The 25,471-nt window shown below is 65.3% G+C and carries 32 protein-coding genes and 1 tRNA gene; 25 read left to right on the top strand and 8 right to left on the bottom strand.

The annotated features are described in order from the left end of the window. Positions 1 to 11 precede the first annotated feature (11 nt). From HHL11_RS07170 to HHL11_RS07090, 17 genes are all read left to right on the top strand, one after another. Positions 12 to 1,253, top strand: coding sequence for a tyrosine-type recombinase/integrase (locus tag HHL11_RS07170; RefSeq protein WP_169417724.1), 1,242 nt, complete (start codon positions 12 to 14; stop codon positions 1,251 to 1,253). Between the two features lie 355 nt (positions 1,254 to 1,608). After that, the gene (locus tag HHL11_RS07165) at positions 1,609 to 3,312 is read left to right on the top strand and encodes a hypothetical protein (protein WP_169417723.1); all 1,704 of its coding nucleotides are present in this window, start codon (positions 1,609 to 1,611) and stop codon (positions 3,310 to 3,312) included. A gap of 109 nt (positions 3,313 to 3,421) precedes the next feature. Further along, positions 3,422 to 4,192, top strand: a complete 771-nt coding sequence (locus HHL11_RS07160) for a transcriptional regulator domain-containing protein (protein ID WP_169417722.1) — start codon at positions 3,422 to 3,424, stop codon at positions 4,190 to 4,192. Positions 4,193 to 4,361: 169 nt separating this feature from the next. After that, complete coding sequence (locus HHL11_RS07155; RefSeq protein ID WP_169417721.1) at positions 4,362 to 4,511, top strand: hypothetical protein; 150 nt, start codon at positions 4,362 to 4,364, stop codon at positions 4,509 to 4,511. Further along, complete coding sequence (locus HHL11_RS07150; RefSeq protein WP_169417720.1) at positions 4,511 to 4,750, top strand: hypothetical protein; 240 nt, start codon at positions 4,511 to 4,513, stop codon at positions 4,748 to 4,750. Before HHL11_RS07155 ends, HHL11_RS07150 begins: the two co-directional genes overlap by 1 nt. Beyond that, on the top strand, positions 4,747 to 4,971 hold the full coding sequence (locus HHL11_RS07145) for a hypothetical protein (protein WP_169417719.1): 225 nt from the start codon (positions 4,747 to 4,749) through the stop codon (positions 4,969 to 4,971). The genes HHL11_RS07150 and HHL11_RS07145 overlap by 4 nt, the downstream gene beginning before the upstream one ends. Then, positions 4,965 to 5,690 (top strand): Rha family transcriptional regulator, encoded by a 726-nt coding sequence (locus HHL11_RS07140; RefSeq protein WP_169417718.1) that lies wholly within the window; start codon positions 4,965 to 4,967, stop codon positions 5,688 to 5,690. Before HHL11_RS07145 ends, HHL11_RS07140 begins: the two co-directional genes overlap by 7 nt. 205 nt (positions 5,691 to 5,895) lie before the next feature. After that, positions 5,896 to 6,174 (top strand): hypothetical protein, encoded by a 279-nt coding sequence (locus tag HHL11_RS07135; protein ID WP_169417717.1) that lies wholly within the window; start codon positions 5,896 to 5,898, stop codon positions 6,172 to 6,174. Continuing rightward, the gene (locus HHL11_RS07130; protein ID WP_169417716.1) at positions 6,175 to 6,804 is read left to right on the top strand and encodes a hypothetical protein; all 630 of its coding nucleotides are present in this window, start codon (positions 6,175 to 6,177) and stop codon (positions 6,802 to 6,804) included. Continuing rightward, entirely contained in the window at positions 6,756 to 7,247 is a 492-nt protein-coding gene (locus HHL11_RS07125; RefSeq protein WP_169417715.1) for a hypothetical protein, read from the top strand. The genes HHL11_RS07130 and HHL11_RS07125 overlap by 49 nt, the downstream gene beginning before the upstream one ends. Continuing rightward, positions 7,241 to 7,855, top strand: a complete 615-nt coding sequence (locus tag HHL11_RS07120) for a hypothetical protein (RefSeq protein ID WP_169417714.1) — start codon at positions 7,241 to 7,243, stop codon at positions 7,853 to 7,855. Before HHL11_RS07125 ends, HHL11_RS07120 begins: the two co-directional genes overlap by 7 nt. Positions 7,856 to 8,078: 223 nt before the next feature. Continuing rightward, the gene (locus tag HHL11_RS07115; protein ID WP_169417713.1) at positions 8,079 to 8,753 is read left to right on the top strand and encodes a hypothetical protein; all 675 of its coding nucleotides are present in this window, start codon (positions 8,079 to 8,081) and stop codon (positions 8,751 to 8,753) included. Between the two features lie 166 nt (positions 8,754 to 8,919). Then, entirely contained in the window at positions 8,920 to 10,602 is a 1,683-nt protein-coding gene (locus tag HHL11_RS07110; RefSeq protein WP_169417712.1) for a hypothetical protein, read from the top strand. A gap of 35 nt (positions 10,603 to 10,637) precedes the next feature. After that, on the top strand, positions 10,638 to 11,561 hold the full coding sequence (locus tag HHL11_RS07105; RefSeq protein ID WP_169417711.1) for a hypothetical protein: 924 nt from the start codon (positions 10,638 to 10,640) through the stop codon (positions 11,559 to 11,561). 43 nt (positions 11,562 to 11,604) lie between these two features. Continuing rightward, positions 11,605 to 12,126: a gp53-like domain-containing protein gene (locus HHL11_RS07100; protein ID WP_169417710.1), complete on the top strand. Its 522-nt coding sequence runs from the start codon at positions 11,605 to 11,607 to the stop codon at positions 12,124 to 12,126. 18 nt (positions 12,127 to 12,144) lie between these two features. Beyond that, positions 12,145 to 12,540, top strand: coding sequence for a tail fiber assembly protein (locus HHL11_RS07095; protein ID WP_169417709.1), 396 nt, complete (start codon positions 12,145 to 12,147; stop codon positions 12,538 to 12,540). Between the two features lie 37 nt (positions 12,541 to 12,577). Then, positions 12,578 to 13,108, top strand: coding sequence for a hypothetical protein (locus HHL11_RS07090; RefSeq protein WP_169417708.1), 531 nt, complete (start codon positions 12,578 to 12,580; stop codon positions 13,106 to 13,108). A gap of 38 nt (positions 13,109 to 13,146) precedes the next feature. On the opposite strand, the gene HHL11_RS07085 is transcribed toward HHL11_RS07090, so the two are convergent. Beyond that, entirely contained in the window at positions 13,147 to 13,386 is a 240-nt protein-coding gene (locus HHL11_RS07085) for a hypothetical protein (protein WP_169417707.1), read from the bottom strand. Positions 13,387 to 13,581: 195 nt separating this feature from the next. Here HHL11_RS07085 and HHL11_RS07080 point away from each other — a divergent pair, with 195 nt between their 5' ends. The 8 genes from HHL11_RS07080 to HHL11_RS07045 all read left to right on the top strand — a co-directional run bounded on the left by HHL11_RS07080 (position 13,582) and on the right by HHL11_RS07045 (position 19,256). Then, on the top strand, positions 13,582 to 14,151 hold the full coding sequence (locus HHL11_RS07080) for a hypothetical protein (protein ID WP_169417706.1): 570 nt from the start codon (positions 13,582 to 13,584) through the stop codon (positions 14,149 to 14,151). Next, entirely contained in the window at positions 14,148 to 16,301 is a 2,154-nt protein-coding gene (locus HHL11_RS07075; protein WP_342593186.1) for a terminase gpA endonuclease subunit, read from the top strand. The genes HHL11_RS07080 and HHL11_RS07075 overlap by 4 nt, the downstream gene beginning before the upstream one ends. Before the next feature lie 19 nt (positions 16,302 to 16,320). Beyond that, on the top strand, positions 16,321 to 16,785 hold the full coding sequence (locus HHL11_RS07070) for a hypothetical protein (protein ID WP_169417705.1): 465 nt from the start codon (positions 16,321 to 16,323) through the stop codon (positions 16,783 to 16,785). A 91-nt stretch (positions 16,786 to 16,876) separates the two neighbouring features. Beyond that, positions 16,877 to 17,347: a hypothetical protein gene (locus tag HHL11_RS07065; RefSeq protein ID WP_169417704.1), complete on the top strand. Its 471-nt coding sequence runs from the start codon at positions 16,877 to 16,879 to the stop codon at positions 17,345 to 17,347. Further along, the gene (locus tag HHL11_RS07060; RefSeq protein ID WP_169417703.1) at positions 17,347 to 18,021 is read left to right on the top strand and encodes a hypothetical protein; all 675 of its coding nucleotides are present in this window, start codon (positions 17,347 to 17,349) and stop codon (positions 18,019 to 18,021) included. The genes HHL11_RS07065 and HHL11_RS07060 overlap by 1 nt, the downstream gene beginning before the upstream one ends. Before the next feature lie 3 nt (positions 18,022 to 18,024). Further along, on the top strand, positions 18,025 to 18,423 hold the full coding sequence (locus HHL11_RS07055) for a hypothetical protein (RefSeq protein WP_169417702.1): 399 nt from the start codon (positions 18,025 to 18,027) through the stop codon (positions 18,421 to 18,423). A 91-nt stretch (positions 18,424 to 18,514) separates the two neighbouring features. Beyond that, a complete protein-coding gene (locus tag HHL11_RS07050) occupies positions 18,515 to 18,961 on the top strand; it encodes a hypothetical protein (protein WP_169417701.1) in 447 nt (148 codons plus the stop codon). 127 nt (positions 18,962 to 19,088) lie between these two features. Then, a complete protein-coding gene (locus HHL11_RS07045) occupies positions 19,089 to 19,256 on the top strand; it encodes a hypothetical protein (protein WP_169417700.1) in 168 nt (55 codons plus the stop codon). Between the two features lie 173 nt (positions 19,257 to 19,429). Here the strand turns inward: HHL11_RS07045 and HHL11_RS07040 are convergent, their stop codons facing one another. The 7 genes from HHL11_RS07040 to rph all read right to left on the bottom strand — a co-directional run bounded on the left by HHL11_RS07040 (position 19,430) and on the right by rph (position 25,450). Then, positions 19,430 to 19,915, bottom strand: coding sequence for a hypothetical protein (locus HHL11_RS07040; protein WP_169417699.1), 486 nt, complete (start codon positions 19,913 to 19,915; stop codon positions 19,430 to 19,432). 477 nt (positions 19,916 to 20,392) lie between these two features. Beyond that, positions 20,393 to 21,130, bottom strand: coding sequence for a hypothetical protein (locus HHL11_RS07035; protein ID WP_169417698.1), 738 nt, complete (start codon positions 21,128 to 21,130; stop codon positions 20,393 to 20,395). A gap of 194 nt (positions 21,131 to 21,324) precedes the next feature. Further along, a tRNA-Ser gene (locus tag HHL11_RS07030) sits at positions 21,325 to 21,414 on the bottom strand. A gap of 100 nt (positions 21,415 to 21,514) precedes the next feature. Beyond that, a complete protein-coding gene (locus HHL11_RS07025; protein WP_169417697.1) occupies positions 21,515 to 22,762 on the bottom strand; it encodes a putative Ig domain-containing protein in 1,248 nt (415 codons plus the stop codon). Positions 22,763 to 22,935: 173 nt separating this feature from the next. Beyond that, a complete protein-coding gene (gene hemW, locus HHL11_RS07020) occupies positions 22,936 to 24,129 on the bottom strand; it encodes a radical SAM family heme chaperone HemW (protein ID WP_169417696.1) in 1,194 nt (397 codons plus the stop codon). After that, positions 24,120 to 24,725, bottom strand: a complete 606-nt coding sequence (gene rdgB / locus HHL11_RS07015) for an RdgB/HAM1 family non-canonical purine NTP pyrophosphatase (protein ID WP_169417695.1) — start codon at positions 24,723 to 24,725, stop codon at positions 24,120 to 24,122. The genes hemW and rdgB overlap by 10 nt, the downstream gene beginning before the upstream one ends. Beyond that, a complete protein-coding gene (gene rph / locus HHL11_RS07010) occupies positions 24,722 to 25,450 on the bottom strand; it encodes a ribonuclease PH (RefSeq protein ID WP_169417694.1) in 729 nt (242 codons plus the stop codon). The genes rdgB and rph overlap by 4 nt, the downstream gene beginning before the upstream one ends. Positions 25,451 to 25,471 lie beyond the last annotated feature (21 nt).

Raw genomic sequence — 25,471 nt, 5'->3', positions numbered from 1 at the left:
GAATATGTGACATGGCTCGGAAAGCGCAAGAGCTATCAGCGCTGGTGGTCGGCCGGCTGAAGGAGCCCGGCATGCATGCAGTCGGCGGCGTCTCGGGCCTGTACCTGCAGGTGCTCGACTCGGGAGCGCGTACGTGGGTGCTGCGCGCCAGCATAGCCGGCCGACGCCGGGACATGGGCCTCGGTGGTTTTCCGGACGTGACGCTCGCGCTGGCCAGGGACAAGGCCCGCCAGGCGCGGGCCCTCATCGACCAGGGCGTCGACCCCATCGAGGCTCGCCGTGAGCAGCGCAGTGCGCTGAAGGCCAGCACCGCCGCCGCACGCTCATTCAAGGAGTGCGCGACGGCGTACATCGAGGCGAAGGCGCCGGAGTGGCGCAACCCGAAGCACGAACAGCAATGGACGAACACCCTGGAGCAGTACGCCTATCCCGTGGTCGGCGACATGCTCGTTCGGGACGTGGAGCTGGCGCAGATCATGAGGGTGCTGGAGCCGATCTGGCGGAAGAAGACCGAGACTGCCAAGCGCCTGCGCGGTCGCCTGGAGGCGGTGCTGGATTGGGCGGCTGTGCGTGGCTACCGCTCGCGCGAGAACCCGGCGCGCTGGCGCGGCCACCTCGACAAGCTGCTGCCGGCGCCAAACAAGGTCGCGAACCGCGAGCATCACGAGGCCATGCCGATCGACGATGCAGCGGCGTTCATGGTGGAACTGAGAGCCAAGCCGGGCCTCGGCGCCCGCGCGCTGGAGCTCGCGATCCTGACGGCCGCGCGATCCGGCGAAGTGCGCGGCGCGCGCTGGCCAGAATTCGACCTGCAGGCGGCAAGTTGGACGGTGCCCAAGGAGCGCATGAAGGCGGCCAAGGAGCACCGCGTGCCGCTGTCGCCCGCAGCGGTGAAGCTGCTGCGCGCCCTTCCCCGTGTTGACGGCGCGGACCTGCTCTTCCCGTCACGGAAGAACACGATGCTTTCGGACATGACGCTCACCAAGGTGATGCGCGACATGGATCTGGAAGCGGTGCCGCACGGCTTCCGCAGCACGTTCCGAGACTGGGCCAGCGAACGCACGAACTACGCCCGCGAAGTCGCGGAGATGGCACTGGCGCACACGATCGGCGACAAAGTCGAGGCCGCGTACCGGCGCGGTGAGCTGTTCGACAAGCGCCGGCAGATGATGAACGACTGGGCGGCATTTCTGGCCAAACCGCTGCCTGCCGGGGGCAAGGTCGTGCCTATGAAGGCCAAGCGCGCCACCTAAGCGCGCGTTCTTGTACGCCCCCCCCGCGGCGTAAGGACGAACGGTGTTTGCTTGTCGTTTGATTTGGGTTTACCATTTCATTTATGAAGTCGCAACGCCCTAGAGGTGGAGCTCGTCCCGGAGCCGGCAGGAAGCCGGTTGGGAGCGAGGCCATGGTGCCCGTGATGATCAAGATGGAGCCGACGCAGAAGCAAAAGCTTTTGCGGCTAGGCGGCGCGCCGTGGGTGCGCAAGAAGATTGATCAGGCAAACGAGCCCGAATAGGAATTCGGCCCTGGCGATCTCTTCGCCACGCGGTCAGTCTCGCCGACGGCGCAAAGACGCTCTAGGCATCCAGCAATCGTCAGGAGTACGACATGGCCAAGGAAATTCTCGAATCGCGTCTCAGTACAGAGGCCGAAATTGCTGCCGAAGCAGGTGCGATCTCGGCAGAGCAGCAGAGGAACACCGCCAAGCCCCGCGGCGGCGCGAGCGGGGCAAGAGGCGAGGCCGGCAGGTGCAGCAACACCAAACCGGCCTCTGACCACAGCCATACCTTTACAGGAGGTCTGACCATGGCTAACGGCATTGTCGCGGAATCATCGGTACGCCCGAAATCGCCCAGACGAAGGAGGCAAAACGAGAGCAGCCGCAAGTCCGCGTCGAAGCGGCCTTTCGGAACCAATGAGGCGGCCCAATGGAAGCAGCGGCTGCTCGGTCTGGGAAACGCCCTGGTTGAACTGTTCGTCCTCGCCGAGGACGCCAACTGCGAGGCAGAGGATGTCAGCGTCCGCGACCTGATGGCCAACGCGGAGGGCAGCCTGCATGCATGGCTCGCCGCGGCCGCCACGCAGGAGCCTTCCATGGAGGTTGCAGCGCGGTGGGTGAAGTGGTTCGGCGAGATCGAATCCATGGTCCTGGGCGCCGCTCTGCAAGCGCGCGCGGGCAAGCAGGCGATCGAGGCTGTATTGAAGCAGTGTCGCGACATGCAGGGCGATCTCTATGACACGCTGGAACAGCGCCTGCTTCCTTCCATCGGTGAGGATGTCTTCTATGCGGCAGAGATGGAGCGCGGCTTCGTTCTCCTCGCCGACATGCTGCAAAGAATTTTCGACCGCGAGGACGACTCGACTGACATCGATCCGCAGTATCGGGGCCGCGACGTTGCGCAGTGGGTCGACGCAGTCATGGATGTCATCGAACAACTCGCCTTCGACCCTTGGGGCCGCGATGGCTACGCAGCGGCGCTGACGGCGTACCTGGCCATGAGCGAAACCGGCACGTGGCCCAACCCGGTGAGGTACTTCCGAACCCTTACGCATGCGGCATACGTGGGCGGCCCCGACACCAAGTACCTGGACGAAGAGGCCGAAGAGCTGCCGGCTGCGCAACCCAGCGCCAACGCCTGGAGCGCGGACGTGGCGCCGCTGATCGACCGCGCCGAGAGCGCGATGGGCGAAGCCTTCCATATCGAACCGCGCAGCAGCAACGACGCGTTCGCCAGACAGTTGGTCCACGACGCGCAGAAGGTACTGGACGCCGGCACGACCCTGCTGAAGATCGGCAACGCCGACGACTACTACGGCGAGATCGTGCTGCCTGCGCAGGCGATGATTCTCGGCGCGCGGTTCATGCCGGACACGCATCCTGGCTTAGGTGCGACGCTGCAGCCTGCACTCGACGCCTTCGCCGCTGCGGCCAAGATCCTGGACCAAGCGCAACTGGAGGAAGGGATCCGCCAAGCCTCGTCAAAACTGGTTGAGACGGACTTCCCCAGCGCGGCGCGCCTGGAGACGGTGCGCCAAGCCGGCTGCTACGTCTCGCGCATGATCAGTGAGTTCAAGGAGGGCCGGCACGAGCCCACCGCCGCAGATTGGGATGCATTGCATGGCGCCGCCAGCATCGTGATGTCCGGCGTAGGCGACCCGGTGGAAAGTGACTCTTCGTTGGAAGAGCGGTTTGATCGAGCCATGGACTTGGCCCACCTCCTGCTCCAGGATCAACTTCCACGCCATCTCGCAAACGGCGGAGCCATGCGCCAGCAGGATATAGGCAAGGTGTTGGTCGACGCGCAGGATTGACCGCCACAGGCTCCGCCGACAATGTGCGTGCCGCGCCTAGGCTGATCCCCGAACACCCGCAAACCTGGCGGGTCGGCGCGGCTCCTTTCATTCAGGATTTCCATGAGGTATGGAAATGCGACCGTCAGGCTCGACCGAGCCCTTCCTGCGCCCGTCGTGGCGCGATGCTGCCGCCTATGCCGCGCTCCAGACCGCGTCGCTGGTCCGCGTCGCATGGGAGTTCCTTCGGCGAAACCCGGCATACCAAGAGGCGTGGGGCGCGCTGAAGGACTATGCGGCAACGCTAGAAAGCCGCGATCCGCAACTGGTTTTGCAGGAATTCGGAGACGACCTGCCGCATGTGCTGCTTCGGGCGTCGGTCGAGCGCGCGCAGCAGTGGGGCCTCAACGTGATGGTGGACCCATCCAGCAATGGAGGTTCATTCGTGTTCGCCAGCGCTGGCTGGGACTACACGCTTGTGGACAAAGGCACGGGTATTCCTGAGACGGCGGATAACCCGCATGGCCTGCAGAAGAACACAAAGTGGCTGGTCGCGAAGGTTGATCTCTCACTACCGCTGAACGTGATCGAATCGCAGTTGCTCGCGGCGGTCCGTGCGGAGCGTCAGGCGCGAATCAAGCGCGGCGTTTTTGAGCCTATCGAAAGCCGCGCTCAGAACACGGACCGGTATGTCGAGTATCTCCGCATTCTTGATGCAGACGCCGCGGGAGCGAGCGTGAAAGAAATCGGCGATGCGCTGGCGCCGATGGCGGCCAACGATGAAGACCGGCAGCGTGACAAGCGCTTCCGCGCCGCACTGAAAGAGGCCCAGCGCCTCCAGCAAGAGGGTTACCGAGTACTGCCGCTATTGCAGCCTGCCGCGCCGCGCAAGAAAAACTAGAGGCACCGGTCAGTTTTGACCGGGGCAACTGCTTTTTCTAGTGGAGAGTTGCACGTCCTCAGAAACTGCGTTCATCCCACAACGGATGAACGCAATGGAACGAGTCGAAACCGAAGACGTTAAGCCCACTTGGATCCGCGGTCCGCGGCTCCGCGCCCGTTGGGACAACATGTCCAACACCGCCTTCTACGCGAAGGTGAAGTCGGGCGTGATCCCTCCGCCGCATTACCCATTCGGCGACGCCACGCCGTACTGGTCCCTGGCCGAAATCGAGGCCTTCGAAGCGAAGGCGCAGGGTCGGAAGGTAGAGGCCTCGTGATGGAAGCCTGCCTCTCCAATCCGAGGCCCTCAGGGTCCCGCACCGCCTCTCCGAGCGAGCAGCACCTGCGTATTGCCTGCGGTGCACGTGGCATCACGATCTTCGTGAATGCCCGGGCGCGCGCCGCAGGCCTTCCCCACATCGAACTGCGGATGCGTAGCAGCGGTCTGGACCTCGGCCTGCGCGAATTCAGCAACTACAAGGCGGCCCTCCAGTGGCTGGCGGGGAGCGCACCGTGACCTACGCCGCCGCACACGCCCCGCTCCGGAAGATCATCGCCACGGCTTGCGCCGAAGCCGCTCTCCTCGGCATCGTCGCCACGCCCAGTCGCAACGACAGGGGTGAACCCACCATCGTGCTTACCCGCGGCGCCTGGACCCGCGAGATCCGGCCAGACGAGCTCGCCGAGGCCCTCGCCCAAGCGCGAGCCCTCCTGCAGCAGGAGGTGGCGCAATGCTGAGCCCAGACAAGCGAACGGCCCGGGTACCAGCCGAGCCGAGCGCAAACGAGAAGCAACCGAAGGCCTCCATTGTGCCGACCCCGGCCGATCCGGGCAAGAACTTGGTGCTGACATCCGCTCGCGATCAGCCCCGCGTCGACAGTCGCCTCCTCGCGCAGGAACTGCGCAACCAGCACCGCCCCGTGCTGGCGCTGGTCGACAAGTACGCCGACAGGTTTGAGCACTTCGGCAAGGTGCTTTTTCAAAAAGCACCTTCGGTGGAAAGCCGCACCGGGCAACGTGAGCGGTACGCACTGCTCACAGAGGATCAAGCCTTCCTGCTGCTGACGATGTCGCGGAACACGGAGCGTGTGGTCGATCTGAAGGTGCGGCTGGTCGCCGCCTTCCAGGCCGCGCGCAGGGCCTCGCAGATGCGACAGACCGAGTACCTGCCGACGTACCACCAGCTGCACGACACGCTCCACGCGCTGGGCGCCGACGCAGCACACGAGCGCTTCCTGCACATGAACGTGAATCGGCTGGTGAACAAGGTTGCCGGCGTTGCGCCAGGCTCGCGCGCCAGCGCTGCGGTGCCGATGCAGGGCATGCTGATCGTGGCCCAGCTCATCGCGGCCGACGCCTTGCAAGGCGCCGCAGACTATCGCGAGGCCTATGACCGCGTGAAAGCGGCGCTGGTACCGCTGGAGCGGGCTCATCTGACAGGCGAGGTGCGAGCATGAAGCCACAGCACTTCGACAGTCCCCAGAGCAATGCGCAGCGCCACGAGCCAGGCAGACTCGCCAAGTTGCAGGAGCGCGCTGCTCGCGCCGGCCACAGCCTCTTGGAGGTGCCTTCCGGGTTCCTACTGGTGACAGCCTGCGGCACCAGCTACAGCGGCAGCTTGGACACCTTGGCGCGGCTGCTTCACGGTGCGGAGGTCGCAGTATGACCGCAGTCACCATCGCGCAAATTTGCGCAACTGCCGGCGTCTCTCCGCGGCTGTACTCCATGGTCGCCAAGGTGCACCGCCTCGGCTGCGGAGAGCTCTGGGCGCAGCTGGTGGCCGGCAAGGTCAGCGCGCACCTGGCGCTGCAAATTTGCAGTCTGGACCACGCCGGCCAGCAACATGTGCTCGCCGAGATGGCGCCAATGCGAGCCCGCGAGCGCACGCAGTTCGTGCAGCGGGTGCTGGCGATCGCCACCAAGCCCGCGGAGGTGGCGTGAGTGGCCGGCAACAAGGCTCCCAAGGATCCGCGCGGCGGCCACGTCAGGCTGTACTGGGAGCTGCTCGACTCCAACGCATGGAGAGCGCTCAGCGCCACGGACCAGCGCATCTACATCGCGCTGTTGAGGCACCTGCGCAGCACGAACAACGGCGACCTGTCGCTACCGCTGTCGGTGGCTCGGCATCACGGTATCACCAGCAAGACCACGCTGGCCAAGAGCCTGCGAGCGCTGCAGGCGGTGGGCTTCATTGCGGTCACCAGGAAGGGCGGCGCGACGCGCGGCGGCCAGCGCATGCCGACGCTGTATCGCATCACAGACCTGCCTGTGCTGGAGGTACCCGCGAAGCACATCGAGGCGCGCAAGGCGACGTTCGACTGGAAGCAGTTCGCCAGCATGGCGCAGGCCGAAGCGGCGATCAGGGCGAGCGAGAAGGCGGCCGAGGACGATGCGGGGAAAACAGAAACCCAGGGTCAAAAAATGACCCATACCGGGTCAGAAATTGGCCCGGTTGAGCCCATAACCGGGTCAAAAAATGGACCATGGCTCCCCGGACCAGGTCAAAAACTGACCCTGGGGAAATGCGCCGAATCGGCCGCAAACCCAATGCTGGCGCGGGTTTCACGATGAAGGCGGAATTTCTTGGTTTCGAAAGCCATGGGTCAAAAACTGGACTCCTAAGTACTTATTGCCATCCCTGTGCAGCGAGTGGCAGGACCATCGGCCGTGGCAACCGTTGCGACCACGCTTGGCTCGCGGACGCCGAAAACGAGTTTCGCAAGGACTTCACCGTGAGCGAGCGGGTGGAGATTGGGAAGGCGCTGGAGGGCGAGCTGCGCGATCAAGCCGATAAGCGCATGAAAGCTGGAACCGCCAACCCTGTGGAAAATTTTCCCGAGGGTTCCCGCACCCGCGACATCGCCGCCAAGGCCGCCGGCTTCGGCAACGGCAAGACCTACGAGCACGCAAAGAAGGCGGGCGGCCAGGAATCGCAAAACCCAGCGGGAGCCCAGTCGCAAGCCACGCGTAACCCACGGGAAACCGAATCGGTTTCGAGGGGAACGTCATGCTGACCAAGATCTACGACGTCGCTTTCGAGATCGACGGCGACAGCATCGAGTTGGAGCAGGATTGTGGCATCGGCGAGGTGGCGAGCATCACGCTGCACCGCATCCACCTGCGACACCTCGCGGAGCAGGCCGGCTTGATCCTCGCCAGCGCGCACCAGAACCCGGATGCGGCGATCGCGCGGCTCACGCGCCAACTGCGGACGCTTCAGGCGCGCATCAAGCACCTGGACGAGTGCCTTTGGGCGGTTGCCAGCGCGGGACGTGAGGACCTGGACCACGAAACCACCTACAGCCTCGCAACGCTGGAGCTGGCCGACGAATTCATCGCCGACCTTGACCCCGTCGTGCAGGGGCACGCGGCGTCACGCGATGTCACATCGAGTCACGCCAGCATCACGCGTGACTCCGATGTAGCCACGCTGGATTCCAGCGTGATAAGCGACCCCGAAAACGGGACTGTTAGGAAGACCAACGCACCCGAAAGCGGGACTGTTTCGCCTGCCAACGGTCCCAAATCCGGGGGCATTCAAGCCGATTTGCTATCCGCTGTAGATGGCAAAGCGGATGGCACCGCGATGGCAATTGCCACCCAAGAAGGAGCTACGACTTGAACACGAAGCGGAGCGGTAACGCTCGAAGCGTTACAGAGGCGTTGCCGATGGAACCTGAATCAGAGTCAGCCCCCGACGCAGGGCACCGAGTGCTTGCAGCGCTGTCGGAAGCGCTCGCGGCTAACGCGCTGACTTCACCTTTCGCGCCACCCTGGCGCATGCGGTATCTGTCGCCGGCTCCGACGCGCCGCGGTTCCGCGCACTTCCTACCGGAGATCGAGGAATGATGATGCCTCATCACACCATGCGGCTAGCGTTGCCGCCCGCCGATGCCCTCCTGAGCGCCGGTGCCTGGGCGCAGCTGCTGGCGCAGCGCATCACGGACAGCAGCACGATCGAGTGGCTGCTTCGCTTCCAAGGCGTCGTCCACGGCGGCGATGGGCCGCGCCCGCGGTATCCAAACGGTGTCCCCGTTGCGCGGCATCAGCTGGTCGCCGGCGGGTCGCCTTGGTTCTCGTCGGCTGACGTTGCGGCTTGGCTGGCCGGCATGGGCTTTGTCGCGTTTCACGAAGCGGAGATTGAGCCGCCCTTCGACGCGCCCTCACTTTTAGAGCGCGAGGCACCGACTGTGCCTGCCTCAAGTCCGACCGAACACGCGTGGCTACTCGAGCCGAAGGAAGTCGCAAACGCATTCCGGGATCTGCGTGGATGGAGTGAGGAGAGGTGGCGCAAGGAACTGGGCGATCCGCCCGACTGGCTGGTCGAAGCACGACGCATTGCGGGACAACAGGGAGTCAGAGCCGCGCTGTGGGACCCTGTTCCCATCGCCGACGCCCTGGTCCGCCGGTTCAGCGTACCCGTTCGCAGTGTGCGCGCCCGATTTCAGAGGGAGCCAGCGTTGCAGCAATGGCTGCCTGGCTGGATCGAGCATCAGGCGACCTACTGGCCTGACGAATGAAGCAGGCCTGGAAAGCGGTCATCAATACCCCCCCGGCAATACCCTTTTTTCGGAAGGCATCGTCCGCTAACCCGCGCCAGAGCTGAATACCCGATACCCGTCGGCCTCGCCGAAAAGGCGGGGTTCCTACATTCCCCACATCGCCCAACCGCGAAGGAATGAGCCGATGCCTGACAACAAGTTCAACATCACGATCACTGCGACGGACCGCGCAACGAAGGTCGTCAACAAGGTCAACAAGCAGATCGGCTCGATCTTCCGGCCGTACGACAACGCGAAGCGCTCCCTGACGTCCTTTTCGCAGGCCCTGGGGCGCAACGACCTGGTGAAGCGGCCCCTGTGGGCGCTGGAGAAGGTTGGCAAGGGTGTGACGGTCTTCGGCAGCACCTTCGGGTTAGCGGAGAACTCCATTGTCGGCGGCAGCGCCCGCATCGCGTCCGCGCTCGGGATGATCGGCGGCCCGGTCGGCGGATTCCTGGCGGCTGGCGCGGCCATCGTCGGCGGCAGTGCTGCGGTCAGCGTGACGATGGCGAAGATGGGCCAGAACATCGGCCGGACGGCGAAGGGCCTGAACATCACGACCGATCAGCTGCAGGAGTACCGTGGCGCGGCGAAACTCGCCGGCCTGGAAACCGAAGTAATGGACCAGAGTCTCCAGTCAATGGGCAAGGTCCTGACGGATGCTCTTGCTGGCCGGAACCAGCAGGTGCCGGTTCTCATGTCGCAGATGGGCGCCTCGATCAAGAAGACGAAGGACGGCGCAGTCGACACACTTGCCACCTTGCGCGATGTGGCCGATCTCGTGAGCCACATGAAGGACCAGAACCAGGCGCGCAACCTCACGGACATGCTCGGGATCACCGACTTGCTGCCGCTGCTGAACCAAGGAACACTAAAGCTGGACGAGTACATCGGCAAGGTGCGCCGGCTCGGGATTCTGAGCGAAGAACAGGTCAAGACGAACGAGCAACAGGCGCAATCCTGGAACCAGACGAAGACGGCGATCGATGCGGCCGGCGTCTCGGTGGGCAACCTGATCGCGAAGTGGCTCGATTTGAACGTCGCAGCCCAATCGACTAGCGCAGTGGCGGAGAAGCTCCAGAAGGCAACTGGGTTCTCGGGGGCGATTGGGACGCTGTTCAGCGAAGCTGGCAAGAACATCTGGAACAACGGGCCCTGGTCCTGGGCGGCGCGCTCTATCTTCGGAGAGATCGGCAAGCAATTTCAGGGCGGCGGCGCGACGGGTTTGTGGGGCAGCGGAGCGACTGGAACCTGGGGCGGCAACGACGCCAGCGGCGGCCAGGTCCCGCGCGGAAACTCGCCGCAGGGCATCCGGCAGAACAACCCGGGGAACTTGCGCAGCTGGCCTGGCGCTGGATCCGCCGGTGGATTCGCTACATTCGCCACGCCGCAGGCCGGGCTTTCGGCCATGGGTAAGAACTTGATGGCCTACCAGGATAAGTACGGCATCAACACCCTGGGCGGCGTCATCAACCGATGGGCGCCGGCTGGTGACGGCAACAACGTGCCGGCCTACCTCTCCGACGTGTCCCGGCAGACCGGATTTGGCATCGACCAGAAGCTTGACCTGCATGACCCGAAGGTGCTGGCGCCGCTGATTTCGGCCATCACAAAGCATGAGAACGGTCAGAACCCCTACACCCCGGAAATGATCGCCCAGGCGGTCGCCGCGGCGCTACGGGACAGCCAAGTCGCAAAGGGCGGTGACAGCGGCGAACGTCCGATCAAGCTGGAAGTGATCGCGCCGCCTGGGGTGACGGTCCGGGCCGTGCGCGGCCTGGGTCAGCCCACCGTGGGCCTGACGATGCAGCCCGGAGGCGCGTCTTGAAAAACACCTCAACTCTTCACGCTAAGGACGGAGACATGAACACCACTCTTCCCGCCGGCTACGAACTGCCGGCCGAACTGCTCGCGCACCAAAAGACCCTCGACGAACTGATCACGAAGGCGAAGAAGACGCGCGCAGCCATCGACGAAACCGCGGCGCAGATCCCGCTCCTCGATGTCGAGGCCCAGGAGCTGACGGCGAAGCTCGCCGTGACCGACGCGGACCGCTGCACGGCCGAGGACAGCGAAGTGAAGGCCCTCGATGCCGCGATCAAAAAGCTGGCGGAAGCGCTCGATTCGAAGCAGCGCGCCCTCGCCAGGGCAAAGAACGTGCTGATCGTGCACGAAGCGCGGGCGCCGGAGCATGACGAGGCCGTGCAGGCTGCGGTGATCGTATTGCAGAACGACCTGATCGCCTTCGGCAACGGCGTCATGGAGCAGGCGCGCGCGGAGCTCCTTGAGAAGGTCAAGCCTCTGCAGGGGCTGTTCGCCGCACTCCGCACAATCGGCGCGACGGGAGAAGCGAGGGCTGTGCGGGAGTTCGTCGAAGCGGCCTACGTGCCCGACCCCAAGGGCTTCAGCAACTCAGTCGGCTACGAGCGGCGCTTCGGCACAAATCTGCTGGCCGAACAGCCGGATCCCGAACACGCGCAACTGGCGGCCCATCTCTCTGCTGCTCTGGCGCCGATCCGAGCGAGCCTCGCCGCCGGCAAGGCCCTCGGTACGTTCGTGCCCTTGGATCGTCGCCCCAGGCCCTACATCCGACGCGGCGACTCTCCCGGCGAACTTACTCGCGCGGGCAATGCGGCCCGCATCGCCGCCCAAGGACAAGTTGCCCCCTCGGAGATCACCAGTTCGGCGCCGCAGGCGAGCGGATTCACCCGCAAGCACCGCGCCGACGGGACGTCAATCGACGCCGAGGAGTCGCGGATCAGTTCGCTGGTGCGCCGACTCGCATAGCCGCGAGAGCCGCGGCATCTCTCAACAACGACAAGGAGTCTGCATGTTTCGTATCGATGACCCCACCGCTCAAGCGTCGCTGCCGACGCCCGAGGCGGCGGGCACGCAGGGCTATTTCACCGAAGGCAATCCCGGTAGCGGCGTGTCGGCAACGCTGGTGCGCGCCTCTTTCCTGAACATGCTTCAGGAGGAGATCATGTCGGTGCTGTCTGCGGCGGGAATCACGCCCAGCAAGTCAACGTACAACCAGCTGCTCACGGCAATTCGCAAATCGGCCGTGCTGTTCCCCGGCACCGTCATCGCGGACCCCGGCTACCTGCCATTGGGCGTCGGCGGCATGATCCTGCAGTGGGGATCGAAGAACGTGCCGACCGGCAGCGGCGGCACGCTTTACACCTTCGGCACCACGTTCCCCAACGGCCCGATCGGCATCGTTGCATCGCACTACGGAGCCAGCAGCGGGATCATCAACGTGGAAGCCGTTGGGGTGTCGGCATCCACCTATCGCCTGACCCACAACAGCGGCAGCACTGCGGCGGTCTTCATGATCGCCATCGGCACTTGATCACCGGGAGAGTCAGCTATGAAATTCTTTGCCAAGTCCACGGGCGGCTTCTATGACACCGTCATCCACGGCACACCCGGCGACGAAGGATGCATCATCCCGCAAGATGCCGTCGAGGTATCGGACGCCGATCATGCGGCGCTGCTGCGGGCCGAGGCCGAGGGCAAGCAGATCGCTGCGGACGCCGAGGGACATCCGGTAGCGATCGAACGCGTCGTGAACGACGAGGAGTTGGCGGCGACGGCGCGAACGCAACGCGATGCGCTGCTCCTCGCCTGCGACTGGACGCAGCTGCGCGACGTGCCCGACTCCGTGTGCACGCCCTGGGGCACCTACAGACAGGCGCTGCGCGACCTCGCCGGCCAGGCCGGCTTCCCGCGCAACATCGAGTGGCCGGCAGCGCCGCAGCAGTGAGGCCGCAGTGACAATGCCACAGGCGAACATGGGCAGCATGGGCAAGGCACTGAGAGCCGGCCTCGCGCGCGTCCTGTCATTCGCTCGGCTTGCCGTGCTGCGCGCGCCAGCGCCCGCGCCGCGCGCACGCCGGGAAGCAAAAGAGGCCACGCCGCGCGCGCCGGGGGCAGCGAGTCCCCCTAAGAGCCAGCGCGCGCCAGCGAAGGCACCCACGCCCCGCCAGCACTCGCGCACCGCGCGCAGCCGCGAGCCGGAGGCCGAGGGACAGCATCGCGAACGTGCGCGATGCGCTGCCATCATCCAGGCGCCGGAGGCTAGGCGGAATCACGAGCTCGCGGTGCAACTGGCGACGGACACCGACCTGACTGCGGCCCAAGCCATCGCTGTCCTCTCCAAGGCGCAGCCGGCCAGAATGGCGCTGCACCCGGAGCGGGCCGATAGGAACCCACGCATCGCGGCCGCGGGTGACCCCGCACGGTCCCCGGCGCAGGCCGCCGCGGCACGCATGGACCGCGCCATCGCCGATGCGAATCCCAGCGCGCGGCAGCCAGCAGGCGCGCAGGAATGACGCAGCGCAACCCCGGCCAGGGCCTGGGAGCCCCAGCCCTAGGAAGAGAACGCCGTGGTGGATAGCGCGGTCGCCGCCCTGGTGCCGAGCGCCGCAGGCGGCAGCGCAACTGCGCCCGTCGAGACCGCGACGGCCTCTGTGTGGGGTTGCTCCTGGCGATCCGGCCAGCCAGACAGCGCGCACTGGTTCAGGCACTCGGCGTACGCGGCCGCGCCCAGGCCTGCGCCGATTGAGAGGGCCACCGTCGCGGCCACGCCTTTTGATCCGAAGGTATTCACAGCCGAAAAGGTAGCAGAGATCACAGCCGCGTGCGTTTCTGACGATGTAGGACAGTCGGCAGAGGCCGCCCAGACGGCTCCGGGTCCTTGGAAACGGTTTCGCAAGACGCGGGCACTTGCGCGCCCCGTTTTCTCCCACCGTGTAACGGAAAAATGTGCGTTACACGGCCAGCGTTACACGGTGCCGGGAGCGCGATGACGGTAGCGATCGAGCAGCAGCGCGGAGCCGTTGGGAAGGCGGAGCTCGCGGAGGCGCTCGGATGGACGCGGCCGCGGCTGGACCGCCGCCTGCAGCAGGACGCGCAGTTCCCGGTGCAGCAGCGCGGCTCGCGCGCGGGCGGCTGGGAGTTCAACCTCGCGGCGGTGCTTGCATACCTCGGCGAGACGCAGGACGGGGCGCGTGCGGAGCCGTCGGGCCGCCCCCAGCTGGCTGGACGCGCCACGGCACCCACTGAGGGCCGCAGGGTGGCGGCGCCTGGCGTGCAGCACCACGGCGAGCTGACGGCCTCCCAGCGCCACAAGTTGGCCCAGGCCCGGCTGCTGGAGGACAAGCTGGAGCAGTCCCGGCGCGCCTTGATCGACGCCGAGGAAATGCGCCTGGTGGTGGGCACCATGCTGGCCCACCTCGGGAAGGGCTTGGACGGGCTACCAGACGCGGCGCTGCGCCGCCTGGAGCTGCCGGAGGAGGCCCGGCCGGTGCTGCAGGCGCTGGTAGACGACCTCCGCCGGAACGTGGTCGCGGACCTGAAGGGGCTTCTGCAGTGATCGCTGAGCCCTCCTACGCCAGCGCCGCCGAGATCGCCCTCGGCACCCTGGACATCCTGCTGCCTCCGCCTCGCCAGTCGGTGGCCGAGTACGCCCGGGAAAACCGGTATCTCTCGAACCAGGGCGGGGGGTACGTGGGCCGCTGGACGGACGACATGGCGCCCTACCTGGTCGAGCCCATGGAGACGCTCACCAGCCTGGATCACCTCACCCTGGCCATCGTCGGCCCGGGCCAGAGCGGCAAGACGGAGATCGCCCAGAACTGGCTGCTCAAGTCGGTATCGACGGATCCGGCGGACATGCTCTGGTTCATGCAGTCGGATCAGAGCTTGGAGGCCTTCTGCAAGGCGCGGATCAACCCAATGATCGACGGGCACCCGCCGATGGCGGAACGCCTTGGGCGCCGTCCTGTGGACGACAGCCTGCACTTCAAGCAGTTCCAGGGCATGCGGCTTGAGCTGCTGTCGGCGTCGCCGAACAACCTGATCAACAAGTCGGCGCCGCGCATCGTCGCCGACGAAATCGACGCTTACCCGCAGTCGCTCGGCGACATCAAGGCGCTGTTGGACGTGCGCCGCCAGACCTTCGGGCGGCAATCGAAGCTGCTGGCAATCAGCCACCCGGACCAAGCCCGCGGCCTCAACCCTGCCCGCGACTGGACCGCCGGGATCATGGCCATCTTCGGCGACAGCGACCAGCGCTTGTGGTACTGGCCGTGCCCGTGCTGCGGGGCATGGTCCAGCCCGGCGCCGATCGCACCGCGGCACATGGCGATCGACTACCCCGAGGCCGGCACGCTCGATGAGATCGAGGAGAAGGCCCGCCTGCTGTGCCCAGTGAACGGGTGCCTGATCGAGGACCACCACCGCAAGGCGATGAACCGCGCCGGCCGCTGGATCGGCCTTGGCCAGGAGATCGACCAGCAGGGAAAGGTAGTGGGCAAGCTCGCGCGCAAGCGCACCGCCGGCTTCTGGATCGTCGGTGCGATGTCGCTGTTCGTGATGGGTGGCATTGGCGGTTTGGCACGCGCCCGGGCGAAAGCGCAACGCGAGATGGAGGTGTCCGGCGAGGACGAGTCGCTGCGACAGGTGATGGTGAAGCAGTGGGGAGTGCCGTACGCGCATGCGAAGGGGCTCGGCTCCGTCAGCGCCAACGACCTTGCAGACCGCGCGGATCCGGACCTGAAGACCGGCGTCGTGCCTGACGGCGCGCGGTTCCTGACCGCGGTTGCGGACGTCCAGGCGGCGCACTTCGAGTACCTGGTGCGCGGCTGGGGCGTGATGGGCGAAAGCTGGGTGATCGAACACGGCAAGATCGAGGGCGACCCAGCCACCTCCTCGCAGGACTGGGACACGCTGCTTCAGCGGGTCTTTCTGAGGGCCTATCCGCTCGCGGACGGCAGCGGCCGCGCGATGCGCGTGCTCGCCGCAGGCTACGACTCAGGTGGCCTGCCGGGCGTGACGCAGCAGGCCTATGCGGCGTGGCTGCGCTGGCGCAAGGCCGGCCACGTGCGGAGGATCGGGCAGATTAGCGGCCGCGACGCCTGGACCATCATTCCGCTGAAGGGGAATAACAGGCTCATGGCCCCGCGGCTGACCGTGAGTTATCCAGACACTGGGCGCGCTGCGAATCTGCGCGCAGGCGGCGGAAACGTCCCCGTGGGCATGTTCAACCCCAACCTGTTCAAGGACGACCTCGCCGGGCAGCTGCAGGCCGCGGACGCGGGCCCTTGGCACGTGCACTTCCCGCACGCGCTGCGCTCGGCGGAGGCACCGCATGTCTGGTTCGAGCAGCTGGTCGCGGAACACCGGCTGCCCAATGGAAGCTGGGACAAGACCAGCCCCACGGTGCGCAATGAGGCGATGGACCTGATGACGATGGCGCACGTGCTCGCGCACCTGATGGGTCTCGGGCGCGTCGACTGGGGGCGTCCCTATCGCTGGATGGCCCCATGGGACAAGAACCCGCTCGTGCAACCTATGGCGGCCCCGGCCGCGAGGGCCACGCCCCCCGCAGCACCCTCTGTGTCGGCAATACCTGCTCCGGCTGCAGTTCCTCAAGCTGCGGCGCCGGCTCCCGCTGCCTCCCCCTTGTCGCCCCTCGATGCCGAAGCGAAAAGGGTCATGTCGCTGGTCAGCCGACTGGCGTGATCAATTTTCCGAAGGAGAGATGAAGATATCGACGTTCAAGAAGGTAATTCAGGAACACCGCGCAGCAGTTTTGGCCGCGGCCGAAGCGAAGAGGCTCGGAGAACTGCAGAAGCAGGAGGCGCAGCGCAAGTTCGCCAGTTCCTTCGCGGAAGTGGCGGGCATCGCTAGGCCCATCTTCGAGCGCTTCGTGGCGGAGCTCCAAGAAGAAGGGCTGCAGGCAGTCGTCGACATGCAGCCGGACGAGAGCGGCAACCCCGCCATAGCGATGCGGTTTTCGTGCAACCCGGAGAACGTGTCCGGCCCGGACTGCATGTTCCGCCTTGCCGGCGACGTTGCCGTTTCGAAGGTCCAGCGCATCACCCGCGTGCGACACGACGATCCTGGATCCGGCGCGGCGCACGAGCTGCAGTCGATCAACCCCACGATGATCAACCAGCAGTTGGCGGAAGCTCTGAGGCGCGGCCTGAAGGAGTTCGCCGCCTAGGACTCCCCATAGAACTTCGTTTTAGTCCTTTGGGAGGAGGGATCGGGTTTGCCATGCGCCTAGCATTAGGGACAAAGGACGGAGAGGGCACATGAACGGAACCGGCGTTTTCATCACGGGCATCTGCGCGGCAGCGATCGTTGGAGGTGCGCTGGTAGCGCCTTCGATTATCCAAGCGAAGGAGATCGAGGCGCTGCGATCTCAGTGTTGGTCCGAAAATACGCAGGACATTTTCAAAAGGCTGGCCACTGGAATTCTGAAGGATCAGCTTGCTCTGATGGCGAAGGGAGACGGAGGCCTATCGCGGGCCGACATTGATGCTGCGACCAGCATCGCGGCTCAGAGTTTCCATACCCTCTCCGTGGACGAGAAGGCGCAGGCTGTGCGGTGCGGCGCCCAATTGGACTTCACCTTCAAGCGAAAAGACGGAAAGCTTCTGCGGAATCCTGGTTCCATCGTGGAGTTTGCTGTCCATCCTTCTACCTCTGGCCACGTTGTGGTCACGTCAAGTCGAGGCGACATCTTCCAGCACATCATCGAGGCTGCCCAGGTGCAGGACTGATGCCGATTGCCGCCAGCGAGATGAACATCATGTTCGACTGGTTCGCCGCGCAACCTGATACGGTGAAAGGTGCCGTGGTCGGCGCCATCATCGCGGTGGGCGGAGTTGTGCTGAATAACGTGGTCACGTACCTGAACACCGGCCGTCAGTTGCGCCACGATAGGAAGCAGAAGGAGACCGAGAGGTTGCTCTCGATGCGGCGAGACATCTACATGGGGGTCGCTGAACACCTCTTCGGAGGGGTCTGGGTGGTCATGGCTCTGTCTGACGAGCGAAGCGATCAGCAAGCGCTCATGACGTCATGGAGAGAGTCATCCCGGTTCATGGCGAAACTCCATATCCTGGCTTCGCCCAAACTTCTTGAAGCCACCGACGTGACGAATGAGGAACTCTCGCGCGCAGTGATGCAAATGGCAATCTTGCGGTCAATGTTGGTTAGCGAAGCGGACCCTGCAAAAAAGAGAGTTCTCATTGTCTCGACCTACAAGCAAGCGCTCGAAATGGTCGCAGCGATTCAACCCAGGATCGCGACCGTGGCTGCTGCGGCACGGAGTGAGCTTGGGATCAAGATCGACGAAGCGGCTTATGCCGCCTTGATGCACAGAAGCTCCACTCGACTTCGCGCCTACGCAGATGAAACGGTGCAGAAGATCGAGGGACTGCTCAACGCATAGTCTATGGAGCAAATTGCATCAGGCCAGACAAGTGTCGGCCTTGTCGCCTTTCCGAGCGTAGAAGCCGTCGCGCAATGGGCCAAGGAGCATGGCGGCGAGGCCGCAGTTCGCGAGCTGATTGCAAACCAGGCGGAACGATTTCAGGCACATGACACAAGCAGTCGCCGCTTGGCGATTGCTTGGCTGGAGATCGCCGTCCGCGCAAGCGAGCAACGGAATATCCTCGCCCAGCAGGAGCTCGCCAAACGCTCCACGGAAGCGTCGGAACGTTCAGCCGATGCGGCAGAGAGCGCGGCGATCGCGGCGCACCGCGCGGCGCGCTGGGCTGGCTGGGCTCTAGTCATTTCGCTTGCAGCCCTAGCAGTGTCCGGGTGGGAACACATGGCAAAGTGGCTGGATTGAGGGGGCCCGTCCAAGCGCGCTTTTGCTACTCCCCGGATGAACGGGACGCTCGGCGCAACGATGGATGCAGAATACTGGATATTCGACCAGTATGCACAAGTCCATCATCCCGCCCTCATTCGAGCACGGCTCCGGTTGGTACCGGCAGACCGGTGCCTGGGCGCCAGGCTCTATGCGCGATCAAGAAGCACGCGCGCTGGCAGCGCGGCAATGCGCCGTGGTCGTCCTGTATCGGGCTGGCCAGCGCATCCCTGCGGCAGAACTCCTGCGCGCCGATCACCTCAGTGGCTCCCTCTTGCTCATGGACGACTACACGCACCCGCACTGGCACGCCCGCCTCCTGAGCGATCCTGCTGTGGACATGGACCTCCTGCCACGGCTAGCCCGAGCGCAGTTGGAGCGGGAGAACGACGGCGTGCGCCTGTATGGCGGCATAGAGATCGAACGGCACGAGGAGCGACGGCAGGCCTGGCTGGTCACTCCAACGCTGCGACGCGCAGAGGAGATTCTGCGTGCCATGGTGGCGCAGGGCGGCTAGTCCGCGCCTTGGTACGGGTGGATTGCACCAGCCGGCCTGGGGGTATGCTGGCCCCCATGGATCTGCTCAAGCTCCTCCCCCAGGAACGCGAACTGCTGATGCGGTGCATCGCGGAAGTCCGACAGGTGTGCTGCAGCAGCGCAATGGCTGCCTGCTCATCCCGCAGGGAGTCGAGCCCGCACAAGCAACCGACGCGGACATCCACGTCATCGACGATCACGATCTGATGGACATGCTGGAACTGGCTGAGGGCATTCTGGGCGTCCAGCGGGTTTCCGACACGAGCGATTGCTGACCATCCCGGGCTCCTGTGCCGGGCCGCGGATGCCGTTCCCGTCCAGCGGGAGGTGATCTACGTCACAGCTCGCGTCTACGCCGCCCGCGCAGAATGTTCGGGCCGGCACTTGCAGGCCGGTGCAGTCTTCAGGCTCGCCGTCGCGGCGGGCCTGCCTTTTTCCTCAGAGCGTTCTAGAGGACGAACATACGAACGTACGCGGAAATATCCTCGCCGGACTTTCCTTCGCAGAGCTTCTTCCATATTGGCTTAAAGATCCGCTTTTCGTCGGACGTCACGAGCTTCGTCCCATCGAACACCGCGGCGCCTCTGTCAATAGCGTTGAAGGAGTTTCTAGCGCGGTACGTATAGCAGGCACTGCCGTCCGGCATGAACAACGCGTCTTCCAGCTGGAAGGAGTCGGGATTCTTCATACTCGCCTTGAGCGCTTTTGCCACCGCGGCGGCGGCACCTCTCTGTCGGTCTCGGGGAGACGATGGAGGCTCGGCACCCTGGGCCGCGGCAACCACTGGAGGCCCCGGAGGCGGCTTCTCGCCCACAAACGGGCCTGCCATGCAGAAAGCCAGACCAGCGACGCAACCGGCAACAACGAAGATGCGCGCTAGCAACCCCAACCGACCAAATGCCCGGCCGAGGCTATAGGCAACTGATCCCGCCATGTCCCCTGCCCTCCTCCGCGCGGCTGCAGTGCCCGCTCGCCGGACTGTGCCAGCGTCTCGTAACGATGTCACTCGGTGGCTTGGCCCGGATGCTCGCGGAGCCGTGATGTTCGACTGAATCTTCAGCCCCCTCGCAACCAGCAGAAAGCCGGCCCGCACACACGGGCGGGCCTGAAGACTGCACCGGCTGCAAGTGCCAGAAGGGGGATCATTCTCGCCGGGCATTCGCCGAAGCGATTCTGTGACGCCGTTCACACCGACGGCGGCTTGACCTGCTCAGGCCCATGCGGACAGCCAATGCCAGAAGCGGCTACGGCCCAGCGGCTTCAGCGCGTGCCTCGCTTGGGTGCGCGGGCGCGGCCGGAAACCGCGATTGCGACGAATGTTTTCACCGGACCCGAAGCACCCCACTGCCGGGACGCGGCCCAAACAAAAACCCGCCGAAGCGGGCCTTTTCTGGGAGCTCCGCGAAGGGGGCTACTTTTTCCAGCCGAAAACTTCGCCGAGAACGGACTTCAGCTTGCTGGTTTGTGCAGGGGTCCACTCAGAGTACATCCCGTCGCACGGCGCCGTCGGCGAAATCTCGCCATTGGCGATTTTCGCTTGAACTTCCTTCAGCTCCGGATCATTCGCCGCCGCTTCCTTCAACTTGAAAGGCGGCTTGCTCGTACCGTTGACCGCGATTTCCATGACCATTCCCCTATCATTAAGCGCCTTGAGCACGTCATCTACCGTGACCTCGACAGCCGGGCTAAACAGGTTGTGCTTGCCGCTGTCGAACTCGAAAAACTTCACATCGCCGCCAGACGAAAAGTCGAACTGCTTCGCCGTTTCCACAGCCCGCTTGGCGCAGCGGTTGTCGTTCCAGCAAACATAGGCGTACCGGGAACCCGAGCCCGCAAAAAACGCGCCATCCTGCACGATGTCCTGACGCTCCTTGAACAGGACTTGCTTGTCCGATACCCTGGCAATGCACACGCACATCTTGTCGCAGCTCGGCATGTTCGAGTCGTCGGCTGGGTTCGACCGAATCCAGCTCTTCCACTTCTGGACGGCGTGACCGTCACCAGCGAACATGAAGACTGCGTCGTTGTAGCGTTCAATCTTCTCGAAGCGGGCGTCATCCACGTAGATCAGGTAGTTACCATAGGCCGCAGACCACCGGGAGTCTGTCGTCATGAGTCCTACATTGCCGTCATACACATTCGTCGTCATCGGGACTTCGCCTTACTTTTTTGTCAACCCGGAGCCCCGGGATTGTAGGCATGGCACAACCGGTTGTATAGGAGTCGGCTTTACGCTCGGAGACGCATGAAGCTTCGTTGACCGACTACCAGCCAGCGCGTGATGGATGTATTGATGGGTGTCGACTGATTCAACCGCCGCAACCCGCCACAGACCTGGCTTCCTGGCGGAAGCGGTGAGATTCGAACTCACGGGGGTGTCGCCACCCCGGCGGTTTTCAAGACCGCTGGATTAAACCACTCTCCCACGCTTCCCCAGGCGGGGGATTGTAGGCCGGGTGGCGGGGACGTGTGGAAAGCTGGGGTCGCTTGCGCGAACCCAGCCTACGAGATCCAGCGAACCGGATGACCGGGTTTACCGGAACGACACCGACCCCAGCGCCGGCACGACGAAGCTCACGCCGTTCAGCGTCACCGTCACGTCCACCGTGAAGTTCTGGGACATCGCAGTCGCCGTGGTGCCGGTCAACTCGCCCGTCGCCGGGTCGACCGTGATGCCCGCTTGCAGCGACGAGGCCGGATCCAGCGCATACGCGTACCCCAGCGCCAGCGTCCCGCCGTAGTTGTGGGTGTAGTTGTTGTAGATGGTCGGCAGGCACGAATACGGCACGCCGATGCGGCCATCCACGCACGAGTAGTTGATGTACACCGGCGACTCCACCACCAGCGTGGGCTGGATCGTCGTCGTGAAGCTGCCGCCGCCGCCGCTGGTCGTCACCTGGATCGGATAGGCCGTGGAGTTCGACGGCGTGGTCGCCGTGCCGGTGATGGCGCCGGTCGCCGCATCGATGGACAGCCCCGCCGGCAATGCGGCCGCCGAGAAGTTGTAGTTGCCGCCGATCAGAGGCAGGTCCGGCGCACTGCTGAATGGCATGCCCGCCCACGCCTGGGTGTTGCGGTAGAGGAACGTGGGCATGCTCACCGACACCGCGTCGGGGTAAGCCTGCACCTGCGTGGACGTGTTGCCGCCGTTGCTGACCACGACCTGCACCTTGAACTGGTAGTCGCCCGCGGTCGTCGCCATGCCGGTGATGCGTCCGCTCGTGGCATCGATGGCGAGCCCCGGAGGCTGCGTGCCGACAAAGGAATACTGCACCGTGTCGGCCGGCCCCGCCGTCCAGAAGCTGTTCAAGGTGGGGATATTGACGTCGGCCCCGGCCGTCAGCGTCGACGGCATCATGTAGTCGACGGGTGGCCCGAGCACCAATACCGCGCCGTTGAAGTCCAGCGTGTTCGACACGCCGTCCGCGCTGAGGTGCACGGTGATCGGGAAGCTGCCCGCCTGCGTCGGCGAGCCGGAGATCGTGCAGTCGCCGTTCAGGCGCATGCCCGCGGGGATCGTGCCGGCCTGCAGCGTGCAGTGCGGCGCGTGGCCGCCCAGGCCGGTGATGGAAGGCTGGATGGTGGACTGCCGGAACAGCAGGGCGTTGCCCGTGTAGTTGAAGCCGACCTGCAGGACGCCGCCGTCGTCGCCGCTTCCGCCACCTCCACCGCCGCCGCCGCAGGCGGCGAGCCAGGCCAGGGCCAGGACACACGAGGCCGCGCGGGCCGCACGAACAAAGGACTGATAGGCCGGCGCGGGCCGGCGGGCCTGGAACTGCATCTCTCCTCCTTGGTAGGCGGCCAGGCTGGCCGCTTCCCGTATACGGCGCTGGGCGCCAGGGAGGGTTAAACGCGGCTACTGCGGCGGGATGGCGGTCCTGTGCGGCGGTGTTTCGCGTCGGTCAGGGTGCCCTCACCCCAGCCCTCTCCCAGAGGGGGAGGGGGCAAAGCCCGTCAGGCGAGGAACAGCTCCTGCAAATCGCTCAGGAAATCGAAGCCTTTCTCGGTCGGCCGCACGCGCGCGAAATCGCGCGTGACGAGGCCCTTGGCTTCAGCTTCCTTCAAGGGCGCTTCGATGGCGCTCAGGGGCAGGCCGGTGCGGTCGCGGAAGTCCTGCAGCAGGAAGCCTTCGCGCAAGCGCAGCGCGTTCAGCATGTACTCGAATGGCAGGTCGCCCCGCGCCACTTCTTCTTCCTGGGCGATGGCCTTGCCGGCCAGCGCGTTGTCCATGTACAGCTTGGGCTCGCGGTAGCGGATCTGCCGCATCACGCGGTGCGGGAAGCTGATCTTGCCGTGCGCGCCCGCGCCTATACCCAGGTAGTCGCCGAACTGCCAGTAGTTGAAGTTGTGCCAGCAGCGATGCCCCGCCCGCGCATAGGCCGACACTTCGTAGCGCTCCAGGCCGGCGCCGGTGGTCATCTCGGTGATGCGATCGAGCATCGCGTAAGCCGTGTCCTCCGGCGGAATCACCGGCGGGAACTTGGCGAAAAAGGTGTTCGGCTCGATCGTCAGGTGGTAGATCGACAGGTGCGAGGGCATCAGCGCCAGCGCCTGCGTCACGTCCGTCTCCAGCTGCGCCAGCGTCTGCCCGGGCAGCGCGTACATCAGGTCGATGTTGAAGGTCTCGAAGGCGGTGGCCGCCTCCTCCACCGCCGCGATCGCCTGGCCGCTGTTGTGGACGCGGCCCAGCGCCTTCAGGTGGGCGTCGTTGAAGCTCTGCACGCCCACCGACAGGCGCGTCACGCCGGCCTGGCGGAAGGCCTTGAAGCGCTCCTTCTCGAAGGTGCCCGGGTTGGCTTCCAGCGTGATCTCGCAATCGGGCACCAGCTTCAGCCGGGCGCGGATGTCCGACAGCAGGCGGCCGATGCCGTCCGGCGAGAACAGGCTGGGCGTGCCGCCGCCCAGGAAGATGCTGTGCACTTCGCGGCCCCAGATGAGGGGCAGCGAGGCTTCGAGGTCGGCCACCAGGGCGTCGAGATAACGCTGTTCCGGCATCGCGGCCGGCTGCATCTCATGGGAGTTGAAGTCGCAGTACGGGCACTTCTTCAGGCACCAGGGCAGGTGCACGTACAGCGACAAGGGCGGCAGCGCGGGCAGCTGCAAGGTGCCCGGTCGCATGTACGCCTGGATGTCGGTGCTCACAGCCATCTTTCGCGAATGAGCTGCACCATCTGCTTCGCGGCCTGGCCGCGGTGGCTGTTGGCGTTCTTCACTTCCGGCGGCAGTTCGGCGAAGGTCTTGCCGAAGGCGGCGATGAACATCACCGGGTCGAAGCCGAAGCCGTGGCTGCCACGGCGTTCGCGCGTGATCTCGCCGGGCGCGCGGCCCACCGCGATCAACGGCTCGGGGTCGAAGGGCGCGCGCACGGCCACCAGCGTGCTCACCAGAGCGGCACGCCGATTGGTGACGTCCTTCATCTGCTCCAGCAGCGCGGTGACGTTGTTGTCGTCGCCCTTGGCGTAGCCGAACTTCGTCGCGTAGTACGCGGTGTCCACGCCCGGCAGGCCGCCGAAGGCATCGACGCACAGGCCGGCGTCGTCGGCGATGGCCGGCAGGCCGCTGTGCTGCGCTGCGTTGCGCGCCTTGGCCAGCGCGTTCTCGACGAAGGTCTGGTGCGGCTCCTCGGCTTCGGGCACGCCCAGTTCGCCCTGGCGCACCAGCGTCACGCCCAGTGGCGCGAACATGGCCTGCAGCTCCGCAAGCTTGCCCTGGTTGTTGGAGGCAAGGACGATGCGATCGATCACGAGGCCAGCGCCTTCTTCTGCAGTTCGACGAGCTCGCCAATGCCCTTCTCGGCCAGGCGCAGCAGTTCGTCCATCTCGGCGCGGGTGAAGGCCGCGCCTTCGGCCGTGCCCTGCACTTCCACGTAGTGGCCGGCGCCGGTCATCACGACGTTCATGTCGGTGTCGCAGGCGACGTCCTCGACGTATTCCAGGTCCAGCAGCGGCGTGGCTTCGACAATGCCCACCGAAATGGCGGCCACGTGGCCCAGCACGGGCGATTCCGCGAGCTTGCCGGCGGCGATCAGCTTGCCGACGGCGTCCTGCGCGGCGACGAAAGCGCCGGTGATGGCGGCAGTGCGGGTGCCGCCGTCGGCCTGCAGCACGTCGCAGTCCAGCGTGATGGTGCGCTCGCCGAGCTTCTTGAGGTCGAACACGGCGCGCAGCGACCGGCCGATCAGGCGCTGGATTTCCTGCGTGCGGCCGCTCTGCTTGCCGCGTGCGGCTTCCCGGTCGCCGCGCGTGTGGGTGGCGCGCGGCAGCATGCCGTATTCCGCCGTGACCCAGCCTTCGCCGCTGCCGCGCTTGTGCGGCGGCACTTTCTCTTCCACCGAAGCCGTGCAGAGGACGCGCGTGTTGCCGAACTCGATGAGCACGGAGCCCTCGGCATGGATGGTGAAGCCGCGCGTGATCTTCACGGGGCGCAACTGGTCGGCGGCGCGGCCGGCGGGACGGATGAAGGAAGACATCCGCGGATTATCGGCGCGCGC

The organism is Ramlibacter agri (assembly GCF_012927085.1).
Lineage (GTDB): Bacteria > Pseudomonadota > Gammaproteobacteria > Burkholderiales > Burkholderiaceae_C > Ramlibacter > Ramlibacter agri.
Note: the sequence above shows the minus strand (reverse complement) of the source record. Positions and strands in the feature narration are given on the sequence as shown.

Bases quoted from the DNA above. Each gene is read 5' to 3' on its own strand.
- HHL11_RS07090 (WP_169417708.1), top strand. From the start codon at position 12,578: ATGGGCAAGGCACTGAGAGCCGGCCTCGCGCGCGTCCTGTCATTCGCT.
- HHL11_RS07150 (WP_169417720.1), top strand. From the start codon at position 4,511: ATGGAAGCCTGCCTCTCCAATCCGAGGCCCTCAGGGTCCCGCACCGCC.
- HHL11_RS07055 (WP_169417702.1), top strand. From the start codon at position 18,025: ATGGAGCAAATTGCATCAGGCCAGACAAGTGTCGGCCTTGTCGCCTTT.
- HHL11_RS07050 (WP_169417701.1), top strand. From the start codon at position 18,515: ATGCACAAGTCCATCATCCCGCCCTCATTCGAGCACGGCTCCGGTTGG.
- HHL11_RS07170 (WP_169417724.1), top strand. From the start codon at position 12: ATGGCTCGGAAAGCGCAAGAGCTATCAGCGCTGGTGGTCGGCCGGCTG.
- HHL11_RS07165 (WP_169417723.1), top strand. From the start codon at position 1,609: ATGGCCAAGGAAATTCTCGAATCGCGTCTCAGTACAGAGGCCGAAATT.
- HHL11_RS07035 (WP_169417698.1), bottom strand. From the start codon at position 21,130: ATGACGACGAATGTGTATGACGGCAATGTAGGACTCATGACGACAGAC.
- HHL11_RS07040 (WP_169417699.1), bottom strand. From the start codon at position 19,915: ATGGCGGGATCAGTTGCCTATAGCCTCGGCCGGGCATTTGGTCGGTTG.
- HHL11_RS07155 (WP_169417721.1), top strand. From the start codon at position 4,362: ATGTCCAACACCGCCTTCTACGCGAAGGTGAAGTCGGGCGTGATCCCT.
- HHL11_RS07140 (WP_169417718.1), top strand. From the start codon at position 4,965: ATGCTGAGCCCAGACAAGCGAACGGCCCGGGTACCAGCCGAGCCGAGC.
- rph (WP_169417694.1), bottom strand. From the start codon at position 25,450: ATGTCTTCCTTCATCCGTCCCGCCGGCCGCGCCGCCGACCAGTTGCGC.
- hemW (WP_169417696.1), bottom strand. From the start codon at position 24,129: ATGGCTGTGAGCACCGACATCCAGGCGTACATGCGACCGGGCACCTTG.
- HHL11_RS07115 (WP_169417713.1), top strand. From the start codon at position 8,079: ATGATGATGCCTCATCACACCATGCGGCTAGCGTTGCCGCCCGCCGAT.
- HHL11_RS07120 (WP_169417714.1), top strand. From the start codon at position 7,241: ATGCTGACCAAGATCTACGACGTCGCTTTCGAGATCGACGGCGACAGC.
- HHL11_RS07105 (WP_169417711.1), top strand. From the start codon at position 10,638: ATGAACACCACTCTTCCCGCCGGCTACGAACTGCCGGCCGAACTGCTC.
- HHL11_RS07080 (WP_169417706.1), top strand. From the start codon at position 13,582: ATGACGGTAGCGATCGAGCAGCAGCGCGGAGCCGTTGGGAAGGCGGAG.
- HHL11_RS07070 (WP_169417705.1), top strand. From the start codon at position 16,321: ATGAAGATATCGACGTTCAAGAAGGTAATTCAGGAACACCGCGCAGCA.
- HHL11_RS07100 (WP_169417710.1), top strand. From the start codon at position 11,605: ATGTTTCGTATCGATGACCCCACCGCTCAAGCGTCGCTGCCGACGCCC.
- HHL11_RS07095 (WP_169417709.1), top strand. From the start codon at position 12,145: ATGAAATTCTTTGCCAAGTCCACGGGCGGCTTCTATGACACCGTCATC.
- HHL11_RS07025 (WP_169417697.1), bottom strand. From the start codon at position 22,762: ATGCAGTTCCAGGCCCGCCGGCCCGCGCCGGCCTATCAGTCCTTTGTT.
- HHL11_RS07160 (WP_169417722.1), top strand. From the start codon at position 3,422: ATGGAAATGCGACCGTCAGGCTCGACCGAGCCCTTCCTGCGCCCGTCG.
- HHL11_RS07060 (WP_169417703.1), top strand. From the start codon at position 17,347: ATGCCGATTGCCGCCAGCGAGATGAACATCATGTTCGACTGGTTCGCC.
- HHL11_RS07125 (WP_169417715.1), top strand. From the start codon at position 6,756: ATGCGCCGAATCGGCCGCAAACCCAATGCTGGCGCGGGTTTCACGATG.
- HHL11_RS07065 (WP_169417704.1), top strand. From the start codon at position 16,877: ATGAACGGAACCGGCGTTTTCATCACGGGCATCTGCGCGGCAGCGATC.
- HHL11_RS07135 (WP_169417717.1), top strand. From the start codon at position 5,896: ATGACCGCAGTCACCATCGCGCAAATTTGCGCAACTGCCGGCGTCTCT.
- HHL11_RS07110 (WP_169417712.1), top strand. From the start codon at position 8,920: ATGCCTGACAACAAGTTCAACATCACGATCACTGCGACGGACCGCGCA.